General features: G+C 72.8%; 15 protein-coding genes. 11 read left to right on the top strand and 4 right to left on the bottom strand.

All coding sequences use genetic code 11. From position 1 onward, the window contains the following. Window positions 1–174 precede the first annotated feature (174 nt). Together ABT118_RS29620 and ABT118_RS29615 are read right to left on the bottom strand one after the other, a co-directional pair. Window positions 175–2,724 carry a phosphocholine-specific phospholipase C gene (locus tag ABT118_RS29620; protein ID WP_350675523.1) on the bottom strand — a complete coding sequence of 850 codons (2,550 nt, stop codon included), beginning with the start codon at window positions 2,722–2,724 and terminating at the stop codon, window positions 175–177. A gap of 224 nt (window positions 2,725–2,948) precedes the next feature. Next, entirely contained in the window at window positions 2,949–4,754 is a 1,806-nt protein-coding gene (locus ABT118_RS29615; RefSeq protein ID WP_350675520.1) for a ricin-type beta-trefoil lectin domain protein, read from the bottom strand. 218 nt (window positions 4,755–4,972) lie between these two features. Here ABT118_RS29615 and ABT118_RS29610 point away from each other — a divergent pair, with 218 nt between their 5' ends. From ABT118_RS29610 to ABT118_RS29580, 7 genes are all read left to right on the top strand, one after another. Then, entirely contained in the window at window positions 4,973–5,758 is a 786-nt protein-coding gene (locus ABT118_RS29610) for a DeoR/GlpR family DNA-binding transcription regulator (RefSeq protein ID WP_350675518.1), read from the top strand. 182 nt (window positions 5,759–5,940) lie between these two features. Next, the gene (locus tag ABT118_RS29605; protein WP_350675516.1) at window positions 5,941–6,828 is read left to right on the top strand and encodes an SIS domain-containing protein; all 888 of its coding nucleotides are present in this window, start codon (window positions 5,941–5,943) and stop codon (window positions 6,826–6,828) included. A 31-nt stretch (window positions 6,829–6,859) separates the two neighbouring features. Then, window positions 6,860–7,780, top strand: a complete 921-nt coding sequence (locus ABT118_RS29600) for a 1-phosphofructokinase family hexose kinase (protein ID WP_350675514.1) — start codon at window positions 6,860–6,862, stop codon at window positions 7,778–7,780. Between the two features lie 26 nt (window positions 7,781–7,806). Then, window positions 7,807–8,676 (top strand): class II fructose-bisphosphate aldolase, encoded by an 870-nt coding sequence (locus ABT118_RS29595; protein WP_350675512.1) that lies wholly within the window; start codon window positions 7,807–7,809, stop codon window positions 8,674–8,676. Window positions 8,677–8,807: 131 nt separating this feature from the next. Continuing rightward, on the top strand, window positions 8,808–9,794 hold the full coding sequence (locus ABT118_RS29590; protein WP_350675510.1) for an ROK family protein: 987 nt from the start codon (window positions 8,808–8,810) through the stop codon (window positions 9,792–9,794). A 130-nt stretch (window positions 9,795–9,924) separates the two neighbouring features. Next, window positions 9,925–10,893 carry an ROK family protein gene (locus ABT118_RS29585; RefSeq protein ID WP_350675508.1) on the top strand — a complete coding sequence of 323 codons (969 nt, stop codon included), beginning with the start codon at window positions 9,925–9,927 and terminating at the stop codon, window positions 10,891–10,893. A 161-nt stretch (window positions 10,894–11,054) separates the two neighbouring features. Next, a complete protein-coding gene (locus ABT118_RS29580) occupies window positions 11,055–13,499 on the top strand; it encodes an RICIN domain-containing protein (protein ID WP_502884715.1) in 2,445 nt (814 codons plus the stop codon). A gap of 196 nt (window positions 13,500–13,695) precedes the next feature. On the opposite strand, the gene ABT118_RS29575 is transcribed toward ABT118_RS29580, so the two are convergent. Then, on the bottom strand, window positions 13,696–16,815 hold the full coding sequence (locus ABT118_RS29575) for a TIM-barrel domain-containing protein (protein ID WP_350675503.1): 3,120 nt from the start codon (window positions 16,813–16,815) through the stop codon (window positions 13,696–13,698). 325 nt (window positions 16,816–17,140) lie between these two features. On the opposite strand from ABT118_RS29575, the gene ABT118_RS29570 reads away from it, so the two are divergent. Next, window positions 17,141–18,499 (top strand): hypothetical protein, encoded by a 1,359-nt coding sequence (locus tag ABT118_RS29570; RefSeq protein WP_350675501.1) that lies wholly within the window; start codon window positions 17,141–17,143, stop codon window positions 18,497–18,499. A 48-nt stretch (window positions 18,500–18,547) separates the two neighbouring features. Here ABT118_RS29570 and ABT118_RS29565 read toward each other — a convergent pair whose 3' ends face one another. Further along, the gene (locus tag ABT118_RS29565; protein WP_350675499.1) at window positions 18,548–19,402 is read right to left on the bottom strand and encodes a D-hexose-6-phosphate mutarotase; all 855 of its coding nucleotides are present in this window, start codon (window positions 19,400–19,402) and stop codon (window positions 18,548–18,550) included. A gap of 78 nt (window positions 19,403–19,480) precedes the next feature. Between ABT118_RS29565 and ABT118_RS29560 the strand changes: the two genes are divergently transcribed. From ABT118_RS29560 to ABT118_RS29550, 3 genes are read left to right on the top strand one after another with little or no spacing between them, the layout of a single operon-like run. Beyond that, entirely contained in the window at window positions 19,481–20,227 is a 747-nt protein-coding gene (locus tag ABT118_RS29560; protein WP_350675496.1) for a hypothetical protein, read from the top strand. Continuing rightward, on the top strand, window positions 20,224–20,562 hold the full coding sequence (locus ABT118_RS29555) for a transcriptional regulator (protein ID WP_350675494.1): 339 nt from the start codon (window positions 20,224–20,226) through the stop codon (window positions 20,560–20,562). Before ABT118_RS29560 ends, ABT118_RS29555 begins: the two co-directional genes overlap by 4 nt. Continuing rightward, window positions 20,559–21,761: an alpha/beta hydrolase family protein gene (locus ABT118_RS29550; RefSeq protein WP_350675492.1), complete on the top strand. Its 1,203-nt coding sequence runs from the start codon at window positions 20,559–20,561 to the stop codon at window positions 21,759–21,761. Before ABT118_RS29555 ends, ABT118_RS29550 begins: the two co-directional genes overlap by 4 nt. Window positions 21,762–21,846: the final 85 nt, after the last annotated feature.

Below are 21,846 nucleotides of genomic sequence, written 5' to 3'. Positions count from 1 at the left end.
CGGCAGTGGTCGATCGCGGAGCGAGGCCGTCCGGCGGTCGGCCGGCAGCCTGCTCCATCCTGCCCCGTCCCACCGCTGCTGCCCGCACCGCGCCCTCCCGTTCCGGGGCCCCGGCCTGACGTGGCGGGGCTCCGGCCCGGGAGCACGGTCACAGAACGGAGCAGAACCCGGGCGTCAGGACCAGCCGAGCGGGGTGAGTTCGGCGGCGCTGCTCCACCCGCCCCGGTTGCCGGCTTCGCTCAGCGCGCGCAGCCGGACGTACCGGGCGGTGGTGGGCCAGCAGCGGACCGTCTTGAGGGCGGCGGTGTCGGCGAAGCTGCCGGTGGCTGCGGGGGCGCCCCAGGTGCTGCCGTCGGTGCTGAGGTAGAGCTCGTAGCTGCCGATCCGGCCGTTGGCGCCGCCGTCCTGCCGGGGCAGGTAGGAGAGGCCGGTGACGGTGCGGTTGCCGCCCAGGTCGAGCTGGATCTCGTGCGGGAGCGGGTCGGTGCTGCCGGACCAGCGGGTGTGCCAGAGGGTGGCCGGGTTGCCGTCGGCCGCGTTGACGGCGGCGCCGTTCTCGCCGGTGATCTCCTGGCTGTCGAAGTACTTGACGGTGCAGGCGAGCGGGCTGGAGCCCATGACGGGGTCGCTGGTGCTCTCGGCGCCGTTCTCCATGTGCCCGGCGAAGCGCCGCAGGAAGCCGTCGCGGGTGTCGGCGGTGGCGGTCAGGTCGTACCAGCCGGCCAGGCCGCCCGCGGTGGAGAAGTAGTCGCTGGCGGTGGCGCCCGGGGCGAGCTGGTAGGTCCACGGGCCGCCGCCGCGGTTGTTGGCGCGGACGGTGACGGTGCAGGCGGCCGTCCCGGTGTTGCGCAGGTCGAGCCAGACCCGCTGGTCGGCCGGGGCGTGACGGAGCGTCACCTCGGGGTTGGCGTTGCCGGCCGTGGTGGCGGTGACCCGGTTCCCGGCGAACCGGCGGACGAAGCCGTTGGGGCCGATCGCGGTCAGGTCGTAGGCACCGGTGGGGGTGCCCGCCTGCCAGGTGTCGCCGAGCGACTTGCCCGCCTCCACGGTGTAGCGCCAGGGGCCGTCGGTGCGGAAGGCGTTGGCGTAGACGTAGAAGTGCGCACCGGCGGTGCCGCTGTTGGTGAAGGTGATCCCGAGGGAGGCCGCGGTCGCCGCCGCGGAGACGGCCAGGTCGTACGGCAGCGGCCTGGCGGTCCGGGTGCCCGCCTCCTGGACCGGCGCCACCTGGGTGCCGGGCGGGGCGGGGTTGGTGCCGCGCGGGCCGCTGGTGGGAACGGGCGCGGGGAGGGAGGGGTAGGCGGCGACGGCCTGGGTGGTGTCCAGCGCGGAGGTCAGGTCGCCGGCCACCGCGCGGCGCCACGCCGAGATGTTGGGCTCGGCGATGCCGGTCCACTTCTCCAGGAACTGCAGCACCGAGGTGTGGTCGAACACCTGGGAGCAGACCTTGCCGCCCCGGCTCCACGGCGAGACCACCAGCAGCGGCACCCGGTTGCCGAGGCCGATCACCTCGCTCCCGTACAGCTCGTCGCCGAGCGCGGCGGTCGACAGGCCGTCGTTCGCGGTGACGGGCGGGGCGGGCGGCGCCACGTGGTCGAAGTAGCCGTCGTTCTCGTCGTAGTTCAGCAGGAACAGGGTCTTGTTCCACACCGCCGTGTTCGAGGCCAGCGCGTCCAGGACCTGCTTCACCAGCTCGGCCCCGGTGTTGGGCCCCCAGTCCGGGTGCTCGGACTGGTTCTCGGGCGCCACGATCCAGGACACGGCGGGCAGTCGGCCGGCCGCGACGTCGGCCCGGAAGGCGGTGGCGAGCTGACCGGGCTTCAGCCGGGCCAGCCCCCGGTCGTAGAGGCTGCGCTCGGCGGCGGTGAGGGTGGCGATGCCCTGGTCGAGCTGCGCGAGCAGCTGGGTCTGGCGCGCGGCGGAGGCGGCCTGGAGCGCGTAGTAGAAGTACTCCAGCTTCGGGAACGGCTTGCCCGCGTCGTCCTTCGCGTAGGCCAGCGCCTTCTTGCCGACCACCAGGAACGAGGCGAAGAAGTCGAGGCTGTTGTCGCCGTAGTTGTCCCACTCCTGGTACGTCTTCCAGCTCCGCCCGGCACTCTCCAGGCGCTCCGCGTACGTGGTCCAGGTGTAGCCGGTGTGACCCGGGTTCTGCCAGGCCGAGTTACCGACCGCGCGGGTGGTGGTGCTGCCGGGCTCGTAGCCGAGCTTGCCGGTCCACATGTACATCCGGTTGGGGTTGGTGGGGCCCAACTCCGAGCAGTGGTAGGCGTCGCAGATCGTGAAGGCGTCGGCGAGCGCGTGGTAGAACGGCAGCGCGGCCCGGTCGAAGTGGGCCATCGTCTGGGTGCCCTTCCGCGCCACCCACTGGTCGCTGCGGCCGCCGTTCCAGGCGGCGTGCCCGGAGGTCCAGTCGTGCGCCGTACCCGACAGGAACTGGTCGTTGACCCGGAACGGCAGGACGTACCCGGCCCCGTTCGGCTGCTTGAAGACCGGGTTCCCGTTCGGCAGCGTGACGGCCGCCGGGTCGTTGAAGCCGCGGACCCCGCGCAGGGTGCCGTAGTAGTGGTCGAACGACCGGTTCTCCTGCATCAGGATGACGACGTGTTCGATGGTCTCCAGGCCGCCGGTGGGGGCTTCCAGCGCCAGCGCGTTGCGCAGGCTCAGCGGCAGTGCGGCGAATCCGGAGGCCAGCACGCCGGCTCGGAGCAGATCTCGACGCTTCATGTACAACTCCTGGTCCCGAGGGTGGACTTCACTTCGGTGGGGGAAGACTGGGAATGTCCAAATGTGCGTGATACGGCGCCAGTCAAAGCATGTTCGCGCAAACCGTGACAGCGTGAGATGCACAAGTCAAGAGTTGGCGCAGCTCGGGTTCCGGGCCCGTGGGCACGAGCCGCCCATGGGGCGCCCGCGAGCCGCCCACGGGCCCGGAACCGGACAGGTCGGTGCTACGGGGCGGGCGGGGTGTCGAACGGGGCGCTCCAGGCCTGGTTGGGCTGGTGCGTGCCGCAGGCGTAGGTGATGACCGCGGAGTTGGCGTCGGCGAAGTTGCCGCCGACGATGTCGGCACAGACGCCGGTCGCCTGGCGGAGCTGGCCCTGCCGGTTGTAGGTCCACTTCTGCTTGCCGTCACCGGAGTTGCAGGTGGCCAGGCTCAGGCCGGTGGAGCTGCCGGAGATGCAGAGGGAGGTGTTCTGGAGCGAGGAGATCAGGCCGCTGCTCTGGCGCTGCCACTGCTGGTTGCTGTTGCCGGTGCAGCCGTAGAGGGCGACCTTGGCACCCGCCGTCGCGCCGGAGTAGGCGTCCAGGCAGAGGGCGGAGGCCTGGAAGGCGCTCTGCGGGGCCTGGATCTGGCCGACCGGGATCGCCGCACCGCAGCTGCCCGGGTCGATGGTGTACATCGCGGTGTCGTGGGCCGCGATGGTGGTGGTGATCGAGGAGGTCACCGCCTGGTCGGTGTGGCTCCACAGGTCGCGCGCGGTGCGGGTGCAGCCGGTGTTGCCGAAGCCGACGTTGGCCAGGTTGAGCGTGTAACCGGTCGCGGTGGCGCCCTTGTTGAGGACCGCGACGGCGCGGCGGCCGCCGGCCAGCGGCTTGACCACGACGTCGATCCCGGCGGTGGCGGAGGCGGCGGTGCGGGAGGCGAGGTAGCCGCCGGCGCCGAGGGGGTCCTGGTCGACGGCGATGATGTCGGCGTTCTTGAGGATGGCGAGCTGCGGGGCGTAGGCGACCGGGTCGGCGGCCATCTTCCGCACGTCCGAGCTGATCATCAGCGGCGAGCCCATCGCCGACCAGAGGGCGAACTGGCTCCGCTGCTCGGCGAGGGTGAGCTGGTTGTTGTCGCCGATCAGCAGCATGTCGGCGTCGTTGTGGTTGCCCGGGCCGTTGTAACGTGCCAGCGCCACCGTGTCGTTGAGGTTCTGGTAGACGCCGCCCTCGTAGTAGTCGCCGCCGTGCGGCCAGTCCCACCCGGAGGCGCCGTCGCCGTGCCAGACCGCGATGTCGGGGCTGACCCGCCACATCTGGCCCAGGGTGCGGACCCAGTCCATCGAGTTGTACTTCTCCGCCGTGGTCGGCCCGTAGCCGGCCGGGGCGGACTCGTTGAAGAGCACCTTGCGGCCGGTGCCCGCGGTCGCGGTGTTCAGGGCGTTCGCCATCGTGGTGAAGATCTGCTGCCGGTTGCTGATGTCCGTCCCGCAGTTGTCGACCTTGAGGGAGTCGATCCCCCAGTAGGCCAGCGAGTTGGCGTCGGCCTGCTCGTGGCCCTTCACGCCGCCGGGCACGCCCTGACAGGTGTTCACGCCCGAGGTGCTGTAGAGCCCGGCCTCCATCCCCTGGGCGTGCACGTAGTTCGCGTAGTCCGTCAGCTCCCAGTCGTAGCCGGGCTGGCTGCTGCTCCCCCAGGTGGCGGCACCGTGCAGGTAGCCGGCGGCGGTGCGCTGCATCCAGCAGTCGTCCACGGTGAGGTTGGTGTAGCCGGCCGCGACCAGGCCGGTGTCCTTCATCGCCTTGGCCTGGTCCTGCATGAACTGCTGGAACGAGTAGCCGGTGCGGGTGCCGTCGAGCCGGGCCTGGGCGGCGCAGGTGAAGCGGGCCCAGTTGTTGAAGCCCATCATCGGCTTGGCCCCGATCGGGGCGCTGGTGTTCGCGGCCACGGTGTCGGCGGTGGCGGCGGGGGAGGTCGCCACCGCCAGGCCGGTGGTGGCCAGGGCAGCCGCGGACGCGAGTCCGAGCAGGCGTCGGTGCAGTCTCATGGGGACTCCGAGCAGGAGGGAGGAATGTTCAAAACTGATTGATATGACGTCAACCACAGCAGTTTTGCGCAAACCGTGGCAGCTGACCCCAGCGAAGTCAAGAGGTTCGGCAGCAGGAATCCCGCCCCGGGGCCGCTCGGAAAGCTGCAGGTGGGGCGGCGATTTGATCACTGCGCGCTACGCTTCAGAGCCGCGACGAGACACGTGAAGGAGTGGCCATGGGGACGCACGAGAGGTGGACGCACCTGCTCGAAATCCTGGGCGACCGGGGTCGGATCGAGGTCGGCGAAGCCTCCGAGCTGTTGAAGGTCTCGGCGGCGACGGTGCGGCGGGACATGGACGAACTGGCCAAGCAGCAGCTGCTGGTGCGCACGCGCGGTGGCGCCGTACTGAGCGGTGTCGCGTACGACCTGCCCCTTCGCTACAAGACCGCGCGCCAGGCGGACGAGAAGCAGCGCATCGCCAAGGCCGCCGCCGCGATGATCCCGCCCGGGGCGGTGGTCGGCCTCAACGGCGGGACCACCACCTCGGAGGTGGCGCGCGAGCTCGCGACCCGCGCGGACCTGGCCCAGCACGGCAGCGGGACCGCGCTGACCATCGTCACCAACGCGATCAACATCGCCAACGAGCTGGCGGTGCGGCCGTACGTGAAGACGGTGGTGACCGGCGGAGTGGCCCGCCCGAACTCCTACGAGCTCACCGGGCCGCTGGCCACCATGGTGCTCCAGGGGGTGTCGCTCGACTACGCGATCCTCGGGGTGAACGCGGTCGACCCGAAGTGGGGCGCCGCCACCCACGACGAGGGCGAGGCCGGCGCGAACCGCGCGATCGCCGAGCGCGCGGACAAGGTGATCATCGTGGCCGACGCCACCAAGATCGGCCGCCGCGCCTTCGCCCAGGTCTGCGCGATCCACGAGATCGCCGTGCTGATCACCGACAAGGACGCCCCGGAGGAGACCGTCGAGCAGCTCGTCGCCCACGGGGTCGAGGTCCACTGCGTCTGACACCAGCCGCAGTCCGCCCCCCGACAGCCCGGCGGGGACCGAGATGACTCCTCGGTCCCCGCCGGGCTGCTGTCTTTCCGCGCCAGGTATCACCGCAACAGGCTGTTGCTTCATGCTCAAAGCTGCTTGTATATCCCTCGTACAGATCACTACCACGCAAATGATCATGAGAGGGAGTGCCCATGACGACCTTCGTCGAGGCAGAGATCGCCAGCCAGCCGGAGTGCTGGGGCCGCGCGGCCGAGCTGGCCGGCGCCGGACACCCCGCCCTGCCGGAGCCGGGCGAGCGGGTCGCGATCGTCGGGTGCGGCACCTCCTACTTCATGGGGCAGGCCTACGCGTCGCTGCGGGAGACCTCCGAGCAGGGGGTGACGGACGCCTTCGCCGCGTCCGAGTTCCCGGGGCCGCGCTCCTACGACCGGGTGATCGGCCTGACCCGCTCGGGCACCACCACCGAGGTGCTGGACCTGCTCGCCGCCGTACGCGGCACCGTCCGCACCGCTGCCATCACCGCCGACCCGGAGACACCCGTGATGACGGCGGCCGACGACGTGGCCGTCCTGGACTTCGCCGACGAGCGGTCCGTCGTCCAGACCCGGTTCGCCACCACCGCGCTGACCTTCCTCCGCGCCCACCTGGGCCTGCACACCGCCTCGGTGGAGCGCGACGGACAGCGGGCGCTGGCGGAGCCGCTGCCCGTCGGGCTGGCCTTCTGCAGCCAGTTCACCTTCCTCGGCCAGGGCTGGACGGTCGGCCTCGCCAACGAGGCCGCGCTGAAGCTGCGCGAGGCCGCGCTCGCCTGGACCGAGGCGTACCCGGCGATGGAGTACCGCCACGGGCCGATCAGCATCGCCGAACCCACCACCGCGACCTGGATGATCGGCCCGGCGCCCGAGGGCCTGGCCGAGCAGGTGGACGCCACCGGTGCCCGCTGGATCGAGGGCGGGCTGGACCCGCTGGCCGAGCTGGTGCGGATCCACCGCCTCACGGTCGCCGTGGCCGCGGTCAAGGGGCTCGACCCCGACCGCCCCCGCAACCTGACCCGCTCCGTGATCCTCACCCAGGCGTGAGCGGCACGGCTCCGGCAGGAAGGCCGCCGTCGTGATCGTGACCGTCACGCCCAACCCCGCCCTCGACCTCACCTACACCCTCACCACCCTGCGGCCGCACTCCAGCCACCGGGTGCAGTCCGTGCACGAGCAGGCCGGCGGCAAGGGCGTCAACGTCGCCCGGGTCCTGCACGCCCTGGGCCGGCCGGCCACCGCCGTCCTGCCGCTGGGCGGGCCCACGGGCGACGCCGTCCGAGCCGACCTGGAGCGCACCGGGATCGTCCACCTGCCGATCCCGCTCACCGACGGGGCCACCCGGCGGACCGTCGCCGTCGTCCACGACGGCGACGCCACCATGCTCAACGAGCCCGGGCCGCAGCTGTCCGCCCTGCACTGGAGCGCCCTGTGCGCCGGGGTGGAGGGCCTGCTGCCCACCGCCCGGGCCCTGGTGCTGGCCGGCAGCCTTCCGCCGGGACTCCCCGCCGGGGCCTACGGCGACCTGGTCCGCCTCGCCCGCGCGCACGGCGTCCCGGTGGTGCTGGACGCCGACGGCCCGCCCCTGACCTCCGCCCTCGACGCCGAGCCGACCGTCATCAAGCCCAATGCCGCCGAACTCCGGGCCGCCACCGGGATCGAGGACCCGCTCACCGCCGCCCGGGCCCTGGTCGCGGCGGGCGCCCGGAGCGTCGTCGCCTCGCTCGGCCCGAAGGGCCTGCTCGCCGTCGATCCGACCGGCAGCTGGCGGGCCTTCCTCCCGGCGGGCACCGACGTCGGCGGCAGCAACCCGACCGGCGCCGGGGACTCGGTGGTGGCCGCCCTGGCGCTCGGGCTGGCCGACCGCACTCCCCTGCCCATCGCGTTGAGCCACGCGGTGGCCCTGTCCGCCGCCACCGTCCGGGCCCGCTTCGCCGGCCGGTTCGACGGCGAGAGCCACCAGCGCTTCCTCCCCCTGGTCCAGGTCGTCCCCGTCTGACCCGCTCCTCCCCCGAAAGGCCCGTCATGCCCCTCTGCCCCACCGGCGAACTCGTCGCCGAGGCCGCCGCCCACCAGGGCGCCGTCGCCGCGTTCAACGTCATCACCCTCGAACACGTCGAGGCCGTCGTCGCCGCCGCCGAAGCCGTCGGCGAGCCGGTGATCCTCCAGGTGAGCGAGAACGCCGTCAAGTTCCACGGCGGCCGGCCGCACCCGATCGCCGCGGCCGCCGTGAGCGCCGCCCGCCGCAGCAGCGCCGACATCGCCCTGCACCTCGACCACGTCAAGAGCGAGGCCCTGCTGCTGGAGGCGGCCGACTGCGGATTCGGCTCCGTCATGTTCGACGCCGCCCACCTGTCCTACCGGGACAACGTCGCCGCCACCCGCAGGGCGGCCCAGTGGGCCCACGCCCACGGCCTCTGGCTCGAGGCCGAGCTCGGCGAGGTCGGCGGCAAGGACGGCAACGGACCGCTCGACGCCCACGCCCCCGGCGCCCGCACCGACCCGGCCGAGGCCCGCCGCTACGTCGAGGAGACCGGGGTGGACGCGCTCGCGGTGGCCATCGGCAGCTCGCACGCCATGACCTCCCGGGACGCCCGGATCGACCACGACCTGCTCAACACGCTGCGCCTGACCCTCGACCTCCCGCTCGTCCTGCACGGCTCCTCCGGCGTCTCCGACCAGGAGATCCAGCGCGCCGTCGCGGGCGGCATCAGCAAGGTCAACATCGGCACCGCCCTCAGCATCGCCATGACCCGCGCCGTCCGGGCCGCGCTCGAAGCCGACCCGGACGCCGTCGACCCCCGCGGCTACCTCGCGGCCGGCCGCCGGGCCGTCACCGACACCGTCACCGCACTGCTGACCACCGTCACCACCGCGGCGGCCCGCACCGTCTGACTCGCCATCACCTGCGTACCGCCCGCCTCCGCCCCGCGCCGGAGGAGGCCGCGACGACCGACGCGCCGGGCCGGTGCAACCACCTCCTCGCCGGCCCGGCCGTCGCCGTCGCCCGACGAGGAAGCACCCGCATGCCGCACCCACCGCACAGCCGCAGCACCCGACCTGCCCGGGCGAGCCGCCCCGTCCACGAGTGCGTGATCGCCCTCGACGTCGGCGGCACCGGCATGAAGGGCGCCCTGCTCGACCGCGATCTGCGGCCACTGGCCACCCGGCGCAGCCCGACACCCCGGCGGCGGGGACCCGATGCCGTCGTGGACGGCATCGTGGAGACCCTGGTCTCGCTGGCGGACGACGCGGCCCTGGGCGGCCTCACCGTCCGCCGGGCGGGGGTCGTGGTGCCGGGGATCGTCGACACCGAGCGGTCCGTGGCCGTCCATGCCGCCAACCTGGGCTGGCACGAGCTGCCGCTGGCCTCGGTCCTGGAGCGGCGTACGGGCCTCCCGGTGACGCTCGGCCACGACGTCCGGGCCGGTGGCCTGGCCGAGGCCCGGCTCGGTGCCGCCCGGGGCGTGCGGGAGGCGCTGTTCGTGCCCGTGGGCACCGGCATCGCGGCCGCCATCGTCCACGACGGCCGGCTGCTGGACGCGGGTGGGTACGCGGGGGAACTGGGCCATCTCGTGGTCGACCCGCTCGGCGCGCAGTGCGCCTGCGGTGCCCGGGGCTGCCTGGAGACCCTGGCGTCCGCCGCGTCGATCGCCGCCGCCTACGCCGGCGCGTCCGGACGTCCGGTGGCCGGGGCCGCCGAGGTCGCCGCCCTGGTCACCGTCGGCGACCGCATCGCCGAGGCGGTCTGGCAGCGTGCCGTCGATGCCCTGGCCACCGCCCTGGCGGCCGCCGTCACCCTGCTCGCGCCCGAGGTCGTCGTGGTCGGCGGCGGGCTCGCGGAGTCCGGCGAGCTGCTGCTGGCCCCCTTGCGGGAGAGCCTCGCCGGGAAGCTCTCCTTCCACCGCTCCCCCCGGCTGGTCGCCGCCGCCCTCGGCGACCGGGCGGGGTGTCTGGGTGCGGGCCTGCACGCCTGGGACGCGGTGCCCACCCCACGGACCGTCCCGGCCTGACCCTCCAACCTGGCTACCCCGAACCGCACTTGAGGATTCCCTGTGCCGATCGCCCCCTGCCCTCCCGCCACCTCGCCCAGGGACCGGACTCCGCGCACCGACTGCCACCGCAGTGACGACAGGGGACACCGTGCGAACCGATGACGCCCCGGTGGTGATCGCGCTGGAGGTCGGCAGCGCCCGCATCAGCGGCGTCGCGATGGCCGCCGACGGCACCCTGCTGCACAGCGGGTACCGGGCCACCGACCCCGGGCGCGGCCCCGAGGCGGTGCTGGAGACGGTCCTGGAGTACGCCGCCGACCTGGCCCGCCGGTACCCTCCGGCCGCAGCGGGCGTCGCGGTGCCCGGCCTGGTCGACGAGGCGGCCGGGGCTTCGCTGCTCACCCCGCACCTGGGCCGGCGGCGGCTCCCGCTGCGCGGCTGGCTGGCCGAGGAGCTCGGCCTGCCGGTCGCGTTCGTCCACGACGCCCGCGCCGGCGGCCTCGCCGAGGCGCGGCTCGGCGCCGGGCGCGGCCCCGGCTCCTTCCTGTACGTCCCGGTCGGCGCCGGTATCGGGGCCGCGATGGTGCGGGACGGGCAGGTCCGGACCGGAATCGAGGGCCTCACCGGCGATCTCGGCCATGCGCCGGCCCGCTCCGGCGACGACCCCTGCCCCTGCGGCAGCCGGGGCTGCCTGGCGACGGTCGCCTCGGCCGACGCCGTCGTCCGCCGCTACCGCCTCCGCAGCGGCGCGGGTCCCGTCGGCCCGGCGGAGGTCCGCAGCCGGGCGGAGCGGGGCGACCCGGCCGCCGTCCAGGTGTGGCACGAGGCCGCCGAGGCGCTGGCCGCCGAACTGCGGCCCGCGGTCTCCTTCCTCGCCCCCGACCGCGTCGTGGTCGGCGGCGCGCTGGCCCGGGCCGGGCGGACGTACCTCGGTGCGCTCCAGGCGGCCCTCTCCGCCGGGACGGCCGGGGCGGCCGCACCGCGGGTCGTCCCCGGCCGCCTGGGCCGGCCCGCCGCGGTCATCGGTGCCGCGCTGCTGGCCCAGCGGCTGCACCTGTCCCGACAGGCAGCCGCCGGGGCGGTCCGGCGGCCGGGCGCGGTGGTGCGGGCCGACTGATCGAACATGTTCGGCGGCGGGTAAAAGCACCACCATTCTTGCAATATTTTGGTCGCTCATGTTGACATCTGCGCGTTAGAGGCGTGGATACTGCATCACTGCGCAGCAGCACGTGCAGTCCGAGTGCCTCCCCCACCCACCTGCCTTCCGTAGGAGCGCCAGTGTCCTCTCCCCCGCGCAGATCACTGACCGCTGTGCTCACCGCAGCCGCTCTGGGGCTCGCTGTCGGCGTGTCCGCCACCCCCGCGTCCGCCGACGACCTCGCCGCCCCGATCACGATCGGCGTCAGCGCGCCGGTGCCGTACACCCACCCGACCGACACCCAGGCGTCCCCGTACATCGACAAGGACGGCACGTTCTACTTCCAGCAGTCCGCCGCCCTGTACGGCGCGAACGACGTCCGGTACTGGGACTTCTTCACCGGTACCAACTTCGACAACGCGACCCGCTCGGCCGCCATCAGCAACGCGGTCAACCCGGCCAACGCCAACGACAAGAACAACGACACCACCTGGCGCTGCAACAACAGCCCCACCGGCCTGGAGTCGACGTACGCGCCCAGCGGCTCCGGCTACGCCCAGCGCAACTACTGCGACCTGGCCGGTGTCTGGGTCGACCCCGACACCGGTGACTGGTACGGGCTGGTGCACAACGAGTTCACCCCGCAGCCCTTCGGCGACGGCCTGCACTTCGACGCCATCGACTACGCGGTCTCCAAGGACCAGGGCAAGACCTGGACCATCAAGAACCACGTCATCACGTCGCCGTACAGCACCACCCGGGGCGACACCACCGCGTTCCCGAACCAGACCTACTCCTACGGCGACGGCGACCAGCGCCTGTTCGTGGACACCGCCTCCGGGTACTTCTACGTCTACTACGGCTCCCGGATCGTCGACAAGAGCGGTGGCTGGAAGGCGTTCTACGAGCACGTCGCCCGCGCCCCGATCGCGCAGAAGATGGCGCCCGCCTCCTGGCAGAAGTGGTACGACGGCGCCTGGTCGCAGCCCGGCACCGGCGGCCAGGAGAGCAACATGGTCCCGGTCGACTCCAGCAGCACCACGGGCTACACGCCCGTCGCCAAGGAGTACAGCCCAGCCAGCACCGGGACCTCGGCCCAGCAGATCGCGGCCGGCAAGATGCCCGCCACCTCACCGCTGTTCGTCATGGACATCACCTGGAACGCCTACCTCGGCCTGTACATCGGCGAGCCGCAGGGCGTCGACCAGAGCGGCAACGCCCCGCAGCAGTACTACATCACCGACGACCTCTCCACCCAGAAGTGGCGCCTGGCCGGTGACACCGGCAGCTACCACACCGCCTCCTGGTACCGCTGGTTCCTCGACGGCGCGAACAAGACCAACTCGCAGATCGTCGGCAAGACCTTCCGCACCTACTGCTCCTTCGGCTGCTCCAACAACGCCTCGGGCGAGTACGTCAACATCACCCTCGGCAGCTCCGCCCCCGCCGCCCCCGTCGACGTGACCCGGACCTACCGGATCGGCACCGGCAACGGCCGGGTCCTGGCCCAGGTCTCCGGCGGCTCCGCCACCACCTCCACCGCCGCCTCCACCGGCACCGCCCTGGAGAACTGGACCTTCGCCGCCAACGGCGACGGCTCCTACCGGATCGCCAACTCCTCCACCGGCCAGCTGCTCGGCGTCGACGCCACCGGCACCGCGGGCCGCGCCTGGGGCGCCAAGCCCACCGTCACCGCCGCCGGTTCCGGTGTCGGCCAGCAGTGGTTCGTCATCCCCTCGGCCGGGACCTACCACCTGGTCAACCGCTACAGCGGACTGAACCTGGCCCTGTCCGACGTCACCGGCCGGCTGACCGAGACCACCCCCACCCGCTCCTGGACCGACACCACCGGCAACGCCGTCGGCGCCGCCCGCACCGCAGCCCAGCAGACCCTCTCCCTCACCCCCGTCGGGGCGGCCGCCGAGACGGTCAACCTCAACTCCCCCGGCGACCAGAGCACTTCCTCCAACACCGCCGTCTCGCTCCAGATCACCGGCACCGACTCGGCGGGCAAGCCGCTGACCTACACGGCGACCGGCCTGCCGGCCGGACTGTCGATCAGCTCGGCCGGCCTGATCACCGGTACGCCCACCGGCAGCGGCGCCACCACGGTGACCGTCACCGCCACCTCCGGCACCGCCACCGGTTCGGTCTCCTTCGGCTGGGCCGTCAGCCCGGTCCTGAACGGCACCCACACGCTCACCATCGCCGGAAAGGCCCTGGACAACCCGGGCCACTCCACCACCCAGGGCACCCAGTTGGTCACCTGGACCGCCAACCAGGGCGCGAACCAGAACTGGGTCTTCACCCGGCAGACCGACGGCAGCTACCAGATCGCCAACGGCGAGTCCGGCCTCTGCATGGACGTCAACGGCGGCTCCACCGCCGCCGGCACCGCGATCATCCAGTGGGCCTGCACCAACGGCACCAACCAGCGCTGGAACGTCGCCGCCGTCACCGGCGGCTACACGGTCACCTCGCAGCTCAGCGGCCTGCTGCTGACCACCGCCTCCAGCAGCAACGGAGCACTGGTCACCCAGCAGCCCGACACCGGCTCGGCCCTGCAGCACTGGGCCATCGGCTGACCCACCGCACCCGGTAACGCAGCGGGGCCCGGCAGGGAAGTCCAACTTCCCCGCCGGGCCCCGCAGTCATACCCCCGGCGGTCAACTCACTGCGGACACCGGGCTGTTCGGCCAACGGCCGGGCTCATCCGGACCCCCGAACGCCGAACGGCCGCACCCCCGGAAGCGGGTGCGGCCGTTCGCGTGTGCGCGGGTGCTACGGGGCGGGGTTCCAGCGTTGGACGCTGGTCCCGTCACAGGTGGCGAGGGCGAGCTTGGTGCCGGAGGCGGTGGCCGCTCCGACCGTGGACAGGCAGCGGGTCCCGTTGGTCACGGTGTTGCCGCTGCCGGGGCGCCACTGCTGGCCGGCGGCGCCGGAGCAGGTCTGGACGGCGACGGTGGCCGCACTGCCGTCGAGGCAGACGCCGCTCAGGCCGGTGAGGGTGCCGTTCGGCTGGAAGGTCCAGCGCTGGTTCGGGCCGCCGTGGCAGCCGTAGATCGAGGGCTGGGTGCCCGGGGCGGTGGCGCTGCCGGGCAGGTCCACGCAGGTGGAGGACGCGCCGTTGACCAGTTCGACGTTGCTGGGCAGCGCCGTCGCCTTGCCGGTGGCGGTGATCTCCGCCGCGCTGGTCCACGGGCCCCGCCCGCCCGCCTCCGTCAGTGCCCGCAGCCGCAGGTACCGGCCGGTGACCGGGGCGAAGGTGGCGGTCTTGGCAGTCGCCGTGTCGGCGAAGGTGCCGGTGGCCACCGCCGTGCCCCAACTGGTGCTGCTGTCGGAGACGTAGACCTCGTAGTTCCCGATCCGGCCGTTGACGCCGCCGTCCTGCCGGGGCAGGTAGGTCAGGCTGTCCACGTCGTAGCGCGCACCGAGGTCGATCTTGATCTCGTGCGGGAGCGGGTCGGCGGTGCCGGACCACTTGGTGTGCCAGATGCTGCCGGTGTTGCCGTCGAAGGCGTTGGCAGCGGCGCCGTTCTCGCCCGAGGTCTCCTGGCTGTCGGCCCCGACCAGGGTCCAGGCCGCCTGCGAGATCGGGGCGGAGGTGGACGGGATGGCCGAACCGGCGCCCACGGTCAGGCCGTTGGCGGTCACCGAGAAGGCCCCGGACTTGCTGCCGGTCTTCACCCAGAGCACGCCGGAGCGGTCCGCCGCGTCGAAGTACCACCCGGTGGCGGCGGCGTCGTACGCGCTCTTCGAGGCGTACGCGGTCAGCGTGCTGCCGTCCACCGAGACGCTGCTCGGCGCGGCGGCCGCGTGCAGGCTGAACTGGTACCCCCGGGAGGCCGGCTTGCCGGTGTAACTACCGGTGCTGGCACCCACGTTGACGGTGACGTTGCCGGTACCGGAGGCGGGCGCGGCGACGGTGACCGCCTGGGTGGCGGACGCACCGGTCTGGTAGGCCCGGGTGATGCCGTCGTCCTCGTACAGCGTGAACGAGGAGTTGCCGCGCGGGTAGACGTCGTACGTGAGGGTGTCGACCGGCTTCTCGCCGGTGTAGTTCATCTTCGGCCACATCGGGACGATGCCGCCGCCCTTGACGAACAGCGGCAGGGTGTCCAGCGGCGCGGAGTAGCCGTTGAGCCAGCCGGGCCCGTTGTACGCCTTACCGGTCCAGTAGTCGGTCCAGGTGCCGGCGGGCAGGTAGATCCCGTCCCGGCTGGCCGTGTCGGTGACCACCGGGGCGACCAGGAAGGAGTCGCCGGCCATGAACTGACCGCTGGTCAGGTTGCCCCGGGCGACCGGGTCGTCCGGGTACTCCAGCACCATGGCCCGGGTGGAGGGCACGCCGGTCTGCGCGGCGGTGTGGCTCGCGGTGTACAGGTACGGCATCAGCTGCATCTTGAGCTGGAGGTACTTGCGGTTGATCGAGAGGTACGGCTCCGCGAACCGCCACGGCTGCTTGTCCGAGTACCCGGCGGCCGGATTGGTCGGGCCCCAGCCGGACATGGTCATGAACGCCGGGGTGAACGCCTTCCACTGGAGGTCGCGCACGTACGTCTTCGGGCTGCCGCCGAAGATGCCGTCGATGTCGCCGGAGGCGTAGTTGAGGCCGGACAGCCCCGCGCCGGTGATGGCGGGGACGTGCCAGCGCATGGCGTCCCAGGTGCCGGAGGTGTCGCCGGTCCAGACCACCGCGTTGCGCTGGGTCCCGGCCCAGCCGTCGACGGTCCAGACGTAGCGCCGGGCGTCGGAGTTGTTCTCGATGCCGTTGACGGCCTGCTTGACGCCGTCGAAGGCGTACTTGTAACCGCCGCCGATCCAGGCCACGTCGGTCTTGACGCCCCGGCTGCCGGCCGTGCCGACCTCGTTGTCGATGCCCGACAGGCCGGTGGAGGTCCACAGGCCGGTCTGGAAGCCCTTGGCCTTCAGGCCGTCGACGGTGCTCTTCAAGTTGGTGTACCCGCAGCCGTAGCCGTCGTTGGGCAGGAACCAGCCGGACGGCATGTCGGCGTTGCGCGCGTCGGTGGCGTAGCCCACCACGTCCGGCGTGGTCTGGTGCCGGGCCCGGGTGTGGTCGCCCTGGTAGTCGGGGTTGGTCGCGTTGAAGCAGTCCGCGTTGCCGAGTTCGAAGCCCCACATCGGGGCCAGGAACGGCTTGCCGGAGAGGTCGGTGTAGTTGTTGAGCACGCCCTTCAGCGAGTCGCCGACCACGTACCAGGCGTCGAACCGCTTCTCGTCATGGGTGAACGAGCCGGGCGCGCCGAAGCTGTAGCTGCCGGGCGCCCAGGTGTTGCGCATGACGCCGTAGCCGTTGGTGGACATGTAGAACGGCGCCGGGCTGGCGTTGTCGTTCTCCCGCCACTTGTTGTTGACCGAGATCGGCACCGTCTTGCCGCGCAGCGCCCACTCGCCGAGGCGCAGGCCGGTTCCGTAGAACTGCTCGTCGGCGCCCTGGGTCAGGAACTGGGTGGTCTGGGTGCCGGTCCAGCTGGTGGGCTGGGACTCCTGCCAGATCAGCGTGGTGTTGTCCGCCTTGTAGAGGGCGAACTGCATCGGGGACTTGTTGACCCGGATCGTCATCGAGGCGGTGTTGATCCGGAAGTACGTCCCGGCATCGGACCAACTGGTCACCACCGGGCCGAAGTCGGTCTTCACGGCCAGGTCGGAGCCGGCCGGGTCGTCGGTGAAGCTGCCGGTCGGCGCGAGCCAGATCCGGAAGATGTCGGCCCGGGCGATCACCACCCGGGCCTTCGCACCGCTCGACGAGCTGACCGTGTAGGTGCTTCCGGACTGGGTGATCCCGGTGGCGGTGCCTGCGGTCGCGGCCGCCGCCGAGGACACCGGGCCGGCCACCGAGAGCACCGCTCCCAGCATCGCGGCGACCAGTCCGGCGGCCAACGGCCTCTGCCTGCCCCATCGTTCCAACCAGCGTGCTGTGTTACGGCGCATGCGACGTCCTTCACGGGGGATGGGAGCAGCCCGGTCACCGGAGGGCATGGGGCACCTGCCGGTTGGCTGCGCAAGGCATGACATCACTCACCAAAAGTGCAGTCAAGAGTCCGAACATGCTTCGATGAACACAGTTTCAATCATTAATGCGCAAACTTCTGCGGGCCATCTCGCAGCCCGCGCCTGACTTCCTGTTATCCGGCGCCGCCGCCCAGGTCTCCCAGGGGAAGGACGGACAGTCCGTCACCCTCCCGACCGCTCCTGGAGTTCCCCGATGACACAGCACCCCGCGCCCGTCCGGCTCGCAGCGGCGACCGCGTCCGCCCTCGTGGTCGGCTCCGTCCTGCTGGCCGGGCCCGCCGCGGCCGAGCCGGCTCCGCAGCGGGTCGACCGCCACGCCGTGGTCCTGGTCAACTTCCGCAACCTCGCCCTGACCGACCCGGCCAAGACCCGGGCCGACGCCGTGCGGAACTTCTTCGGCACCGGCAGCACCTCGCTCGCCTCCTACTACGCGAGGAACTCCGGCAACCGGATGAGCGTGGTCCCCGCCAAGGGCGACGGCGTCTTCGGCCCGTTCACCATCGACCTGGACGACTCGGCCGCCTGCGACACGAAGAAGATGAACGACCTGGCCCGCAAGGCCGTCCCGGAGGTGACGTTCGATCACATCTCGGTCGTCTTCCACTCCGACTTCTGCTCCAACTGGTGGGGTCTCGGCTCGATGCCCGGCCCCAACTCCTGGTTCCACGAAGGCGCGGTCGACGACGGCGCCGCGATCATCCACGAGATCGGGCACAACCTCGGCTTCAACCACCAGGAGCGCGAACTCTGCCCGGCCGGCAGCTTCACCGGCTGCACCGCCGACGAGTACAGCCACCGCACCCCCATGGGCGGCGGCGGCGAGAAGAAGGGGCTCAGCGCACCCGAGCTGCTCTCGCTCAAGTGGCTCACCGCCCAGCAGACCGCCACCCCCACCGCCTCGGCCACCGTGCACCTCACCCCGCTGCACGCACCCGGCACGGCGGGCACCCGCGCCGTCGACCTGCCCCTGGGCACCGGCGGCGACCGCATCGTGGTGGAGTACCGCACCCCCGACCCGGCCACCCCGGACGCGGACGTCACCCAGGGCGTCGACGTCTACCGCGTCACCAAGGGGAACTACAACGACGCCGTCCTGATCAGCAACGCCAAGCGCGACGACAAGGCCGCCGCCGCCTCCCTCGCCACCGGCGGGACCCCGCTGGCCGACTCCGCCGCGCACCTGGCCGTGAGCGTCACCAAGGCGGCCGCCGACGGGGCCGACGTCCGGATCCAGTTCGGCACCGACACACCTGCCACCGCCGCTCCCGCCACCACCGGGCCCGCCACCCCCGCACCGGCGGCCAAGCCCACGAAGTCCACCGCCGCACCGGCGCCGCTCTCCGCCGAGCACCCCGACAACCAGGCCGGCGACCTTCCCGCCGCCACCCCCGTCCCCACGGCCGCCGCCCCCGGCGGCGGCGCGGACCTGGCCCGGACCGGCGGCGGCAGCTCCGCGCTCCCGCTCTCCCTCGGCGCGGTCGCCGTGCTGCTGGCCGGCGCCGTCCTGTTCCTGGTCAACCGCCGGGGCACCGGGCGCCGGGCCCGCCGCTGACCCTGGCCGAACGTCCGCCCGCGCCGGTCAACCACCCGGCGCGGGCGGCTACTTGACCCGTACGGTGACCCCGAGTCCGGCCGGGTGGCCCGGGCTGCTGACCAGCGGCCGGTTGAGCCTGACCGTCTCGACGCAGGCGAAGGTGCGGTGGCCGCCGGCGGCCGTGTCACTGCATCCCTCCGCGCCCGGGTTCCAGAGCACCACGTCGCTCTGGCCGCGGTGCCGGACCTCGATCGTGCGGCCGAGCACCGGGTCGTCGACCAGGCTCACCGCATCGGCCCGGGTGTAGACCCGGTCCAGGGGTGTCGCGAACACCAGGTCGCCGTCCTGCCGCCCCTCGGTCCCGAGCAGGTCGTCGGTGTACACCTCCCCGAGGCCGGCCACGGTGACGGTGTCGATGTCGCCGACCTGGAAGTAACTGTGCAGCGCCGCAGTGCTGGTGAAGTCGCCCCGGGCCTCCAGGTCGATCGCGCACTCCCGGCCGAGCCGGAGCCGGACCAGCGCCGTGAACGCGTGCGGCCAGTACTCCCTCGACCGCTCACCGTCCCGCAGCGTCATGGTCAGCACCACCCCCGAGGCGTCCTCGGTGACCTCCGCGAGCTCCCACGGCAGCAGTCGGGCGAAGCCGTGCGAGGGCTCCGCCGCCGGGCCGAACCACGGCCAGCAGATCGGCACGCCGCCCCGGATCGCCCGCCCCGGCTCGAACCGGGCCTGTTCGCTCAGCCACAGCACCGGTTCGGCCCCGGCGGGCTGCCAGGCGATCAGCTGCGCGCCCTGCACGCTCACGGCGGCCCGTACCTGCGGGTGCTCGACCACCAGCACCGGCATCCCGTTCAGGCTGCGCTCACTGACCGAGGCGCTGACCGCCCTGGCCACCGGGAGCCCGGAGAACCTGTCACTCATGCCCGCGATCCTCGCACGTCCGGCCGTCCGACCCGTCGCTCTCTTGTCACAACTGGTTTGTAATGCAAAGCTGATGGCATGACAGATGCAGCAGTGCCTCCGCCGGGCACTCCCCACGAAGTCCTGGCCGGCCTCGGTGAGTTGACCCGCCGGGTCCGGGCCGCCCAGCGCGGCGCCTGGTTCCCGCTCCTGCTGCTCGGCGTGCTCACGCTGGGCGGAATCCTGGTCAGCCGCCTCACCCACGAGGTCCGTACCGTCCCCTGCCCGGTGTCCGACCCGATGGTGGGGGACGGCTGCACCCTGGTCAGCCAGGGCTCGCCGTTCTACTGGCCGATCGGGATCGCCCTCGCCTACACCGCGACCGCGTACTTCTACCTGCGCCGCTCCCGCGAGCGCGGTGTCGGCACCCCGGTCCGGCCGTACATCGTCACCGGGATCGCCCTGGTCGCGCTGGTGGCCGCCACCGCCGCCTGGAGCCTCCGCCACGGGATGCCGCAGCCCCGCGAGGCGTTCGACCTCTGGGGCCTGCACCTCGACCCCGCCGCCGGGACGACCCGGTTCGTCGAGCGGCTGATCGGGAGCGCGGCCGCCGTCGGTGTGCCGCTGCTGGTGCTGTCCTGGGTGGAGCGCAGCCCCGCGCTGCTGCTGCTCACCGGGGTGTACCTGGCCGTCGAGCTGGTGCCGCTCAGCACCGGCTGGTCGGGCATCGCGCCCAGCTCGCCCTGGTCCGGCGTGCCCCTCTACGGCGTACCCGGCCTGCTGCTCCTGCTCGGTGCGCTGGGCTTCGGCCTGGCCGAGCGCTCCCGCCGGCGCGACCCGTCATGACCGAGCAGCCCGACCCGCACCCCGTCACCGGGCTGGACGACGTGGTCCACCAGCGCGTCCGCCTCGGCATCCTCACCGTCGCCCACCAGGCGCGCCGGGTCGAGTTCGGCTTCCTGCGGACGGCGCTGGCGCTCACCGCCGGCAATCTCAGCCAGCACCTGACCGTGCTGGAGAAGGCCGGACTGGTCGAGGTGGAGAAGGGCTACGAGGGCCGGCGCGCCCGCACCTGGCTCTCCCTCACCCCGGCCGGCGACCGCGCCCTCCGGGACGAGGTCACCCAGCTCAAACGCCTCATCCAGCAGATCGAACAAGCCAGTTCCCAGGAGGACGCATGACCGTCGCACCGACCGCCCGCCCGGACCTGACTCGCCGTCACCTGCTCGCGGCCGCACTGGCCGCAGGGGCCGGAGCGGCCTTACCCGTCGCGGCCGCCGCCCGGGCCTCGGCGGCACCGGCCGCCCCCGACCCGGCCCGGCTCACCCTGCCCGCGCCCACCGGGCCGCACCCGGTGGGCGTGGTGCCGCTGCACCTGGTCGACCCGGCCCGTCCGGACCCGGTGGCCGGCCCCGGGCACCACCGCGAGCTGATGGCCTCGGTCTGGTACCCCGCGCGCCGGACCGAGGGGCTGCCGCGCGCGCCCTGGCTGACCGAGGGCGCGATCCACGCGTACCTGTCGGACATCGGCTTCCCCCTCGACCCCGCCCTGGTCCCGCTCACCAGCGGCCGCCTGGGCGCGCCCGTGCTCCGCCGGGGCCACCGCCTGCCGGTGCTGCTGTACTCGCACGGCGCGCACAGCCACCGCGGCGACCACACCGTCATGGTCCAGGAACTCGCCTCCCACGGCTACGCGGTGGTCACCGTCGACCACACCTTCGACGCGTTCACCGAGTTCCCCGACGGCCGGGTGCTCGCCCCGGCCGACGACGTTCCGATGGACCCGCGGAGCTACGCCGCGGACCTCCGCTTCCTGCTCGACCGGGTCGAGCAGCTCGCCGCCGGGTCCAACCCCGACGCCGACGGCAGGCCGCTGCCCCCGGGTCTGCTCGGCGCCCTCGACCCGCACCGCATCGGCGCGTTCGGCTGGTCGAAGGGCGGCACCGCCACCGCGCTGGCGATGCTCACCGACCCGCGCATCCGGGCCGGGATCGCGCTCGACGGCCCGATGCAGCCGACCGTCACCACCGACCTGGACCGGCCGTTCCTGCTGATGACCGCCGAGTTCACCCGCGCCACCAAGCCGGACGTCGCCCGGTTCTGGACCCACCTGCGCGGCCCCCGGCTCGACCTCGCCGCCGCCGGGGCGAGCCACCTCTCGTACGGCGACCAGGCGACCCTGATCCCGCAGGCGGGCCGGCTGCTCGGCCTGACGGACCAGCAGATCCGGGACCAGGTCGGCACCCTCGCCCCCGCCCGGGCCGTCCGCATCCAACAGGCCTACCCGCTCGCCTTCTTCGACCGGCACCTGCGGCACCGGCGCGCACCGCTGCTCGACGGCCCGAGCCCGGCCTTCCCGGAGGTCGCGTTCCTCCGCTGAGCCCGGTCCGGAAGGCGTGGCCTGCGCATCCTCGGCCGGTGTCGCTCGTTGCCATGGTGTCCATGCCGGCATGCGAGCCCGGAGC

The organism is Kitasatospora sp. NPDC002040 (assembly GCF_040296785.1).
Classification (GTDB): Bacteria; Actinomycetota; Actinomycetes; order Streptomycetales; family Streptomycetaceae; genus Kitasatospora.
Note: the sequence above shows the minus strand (reverse complement) of the source record. Positions and strands in the feature narration are given on the sequence as shown.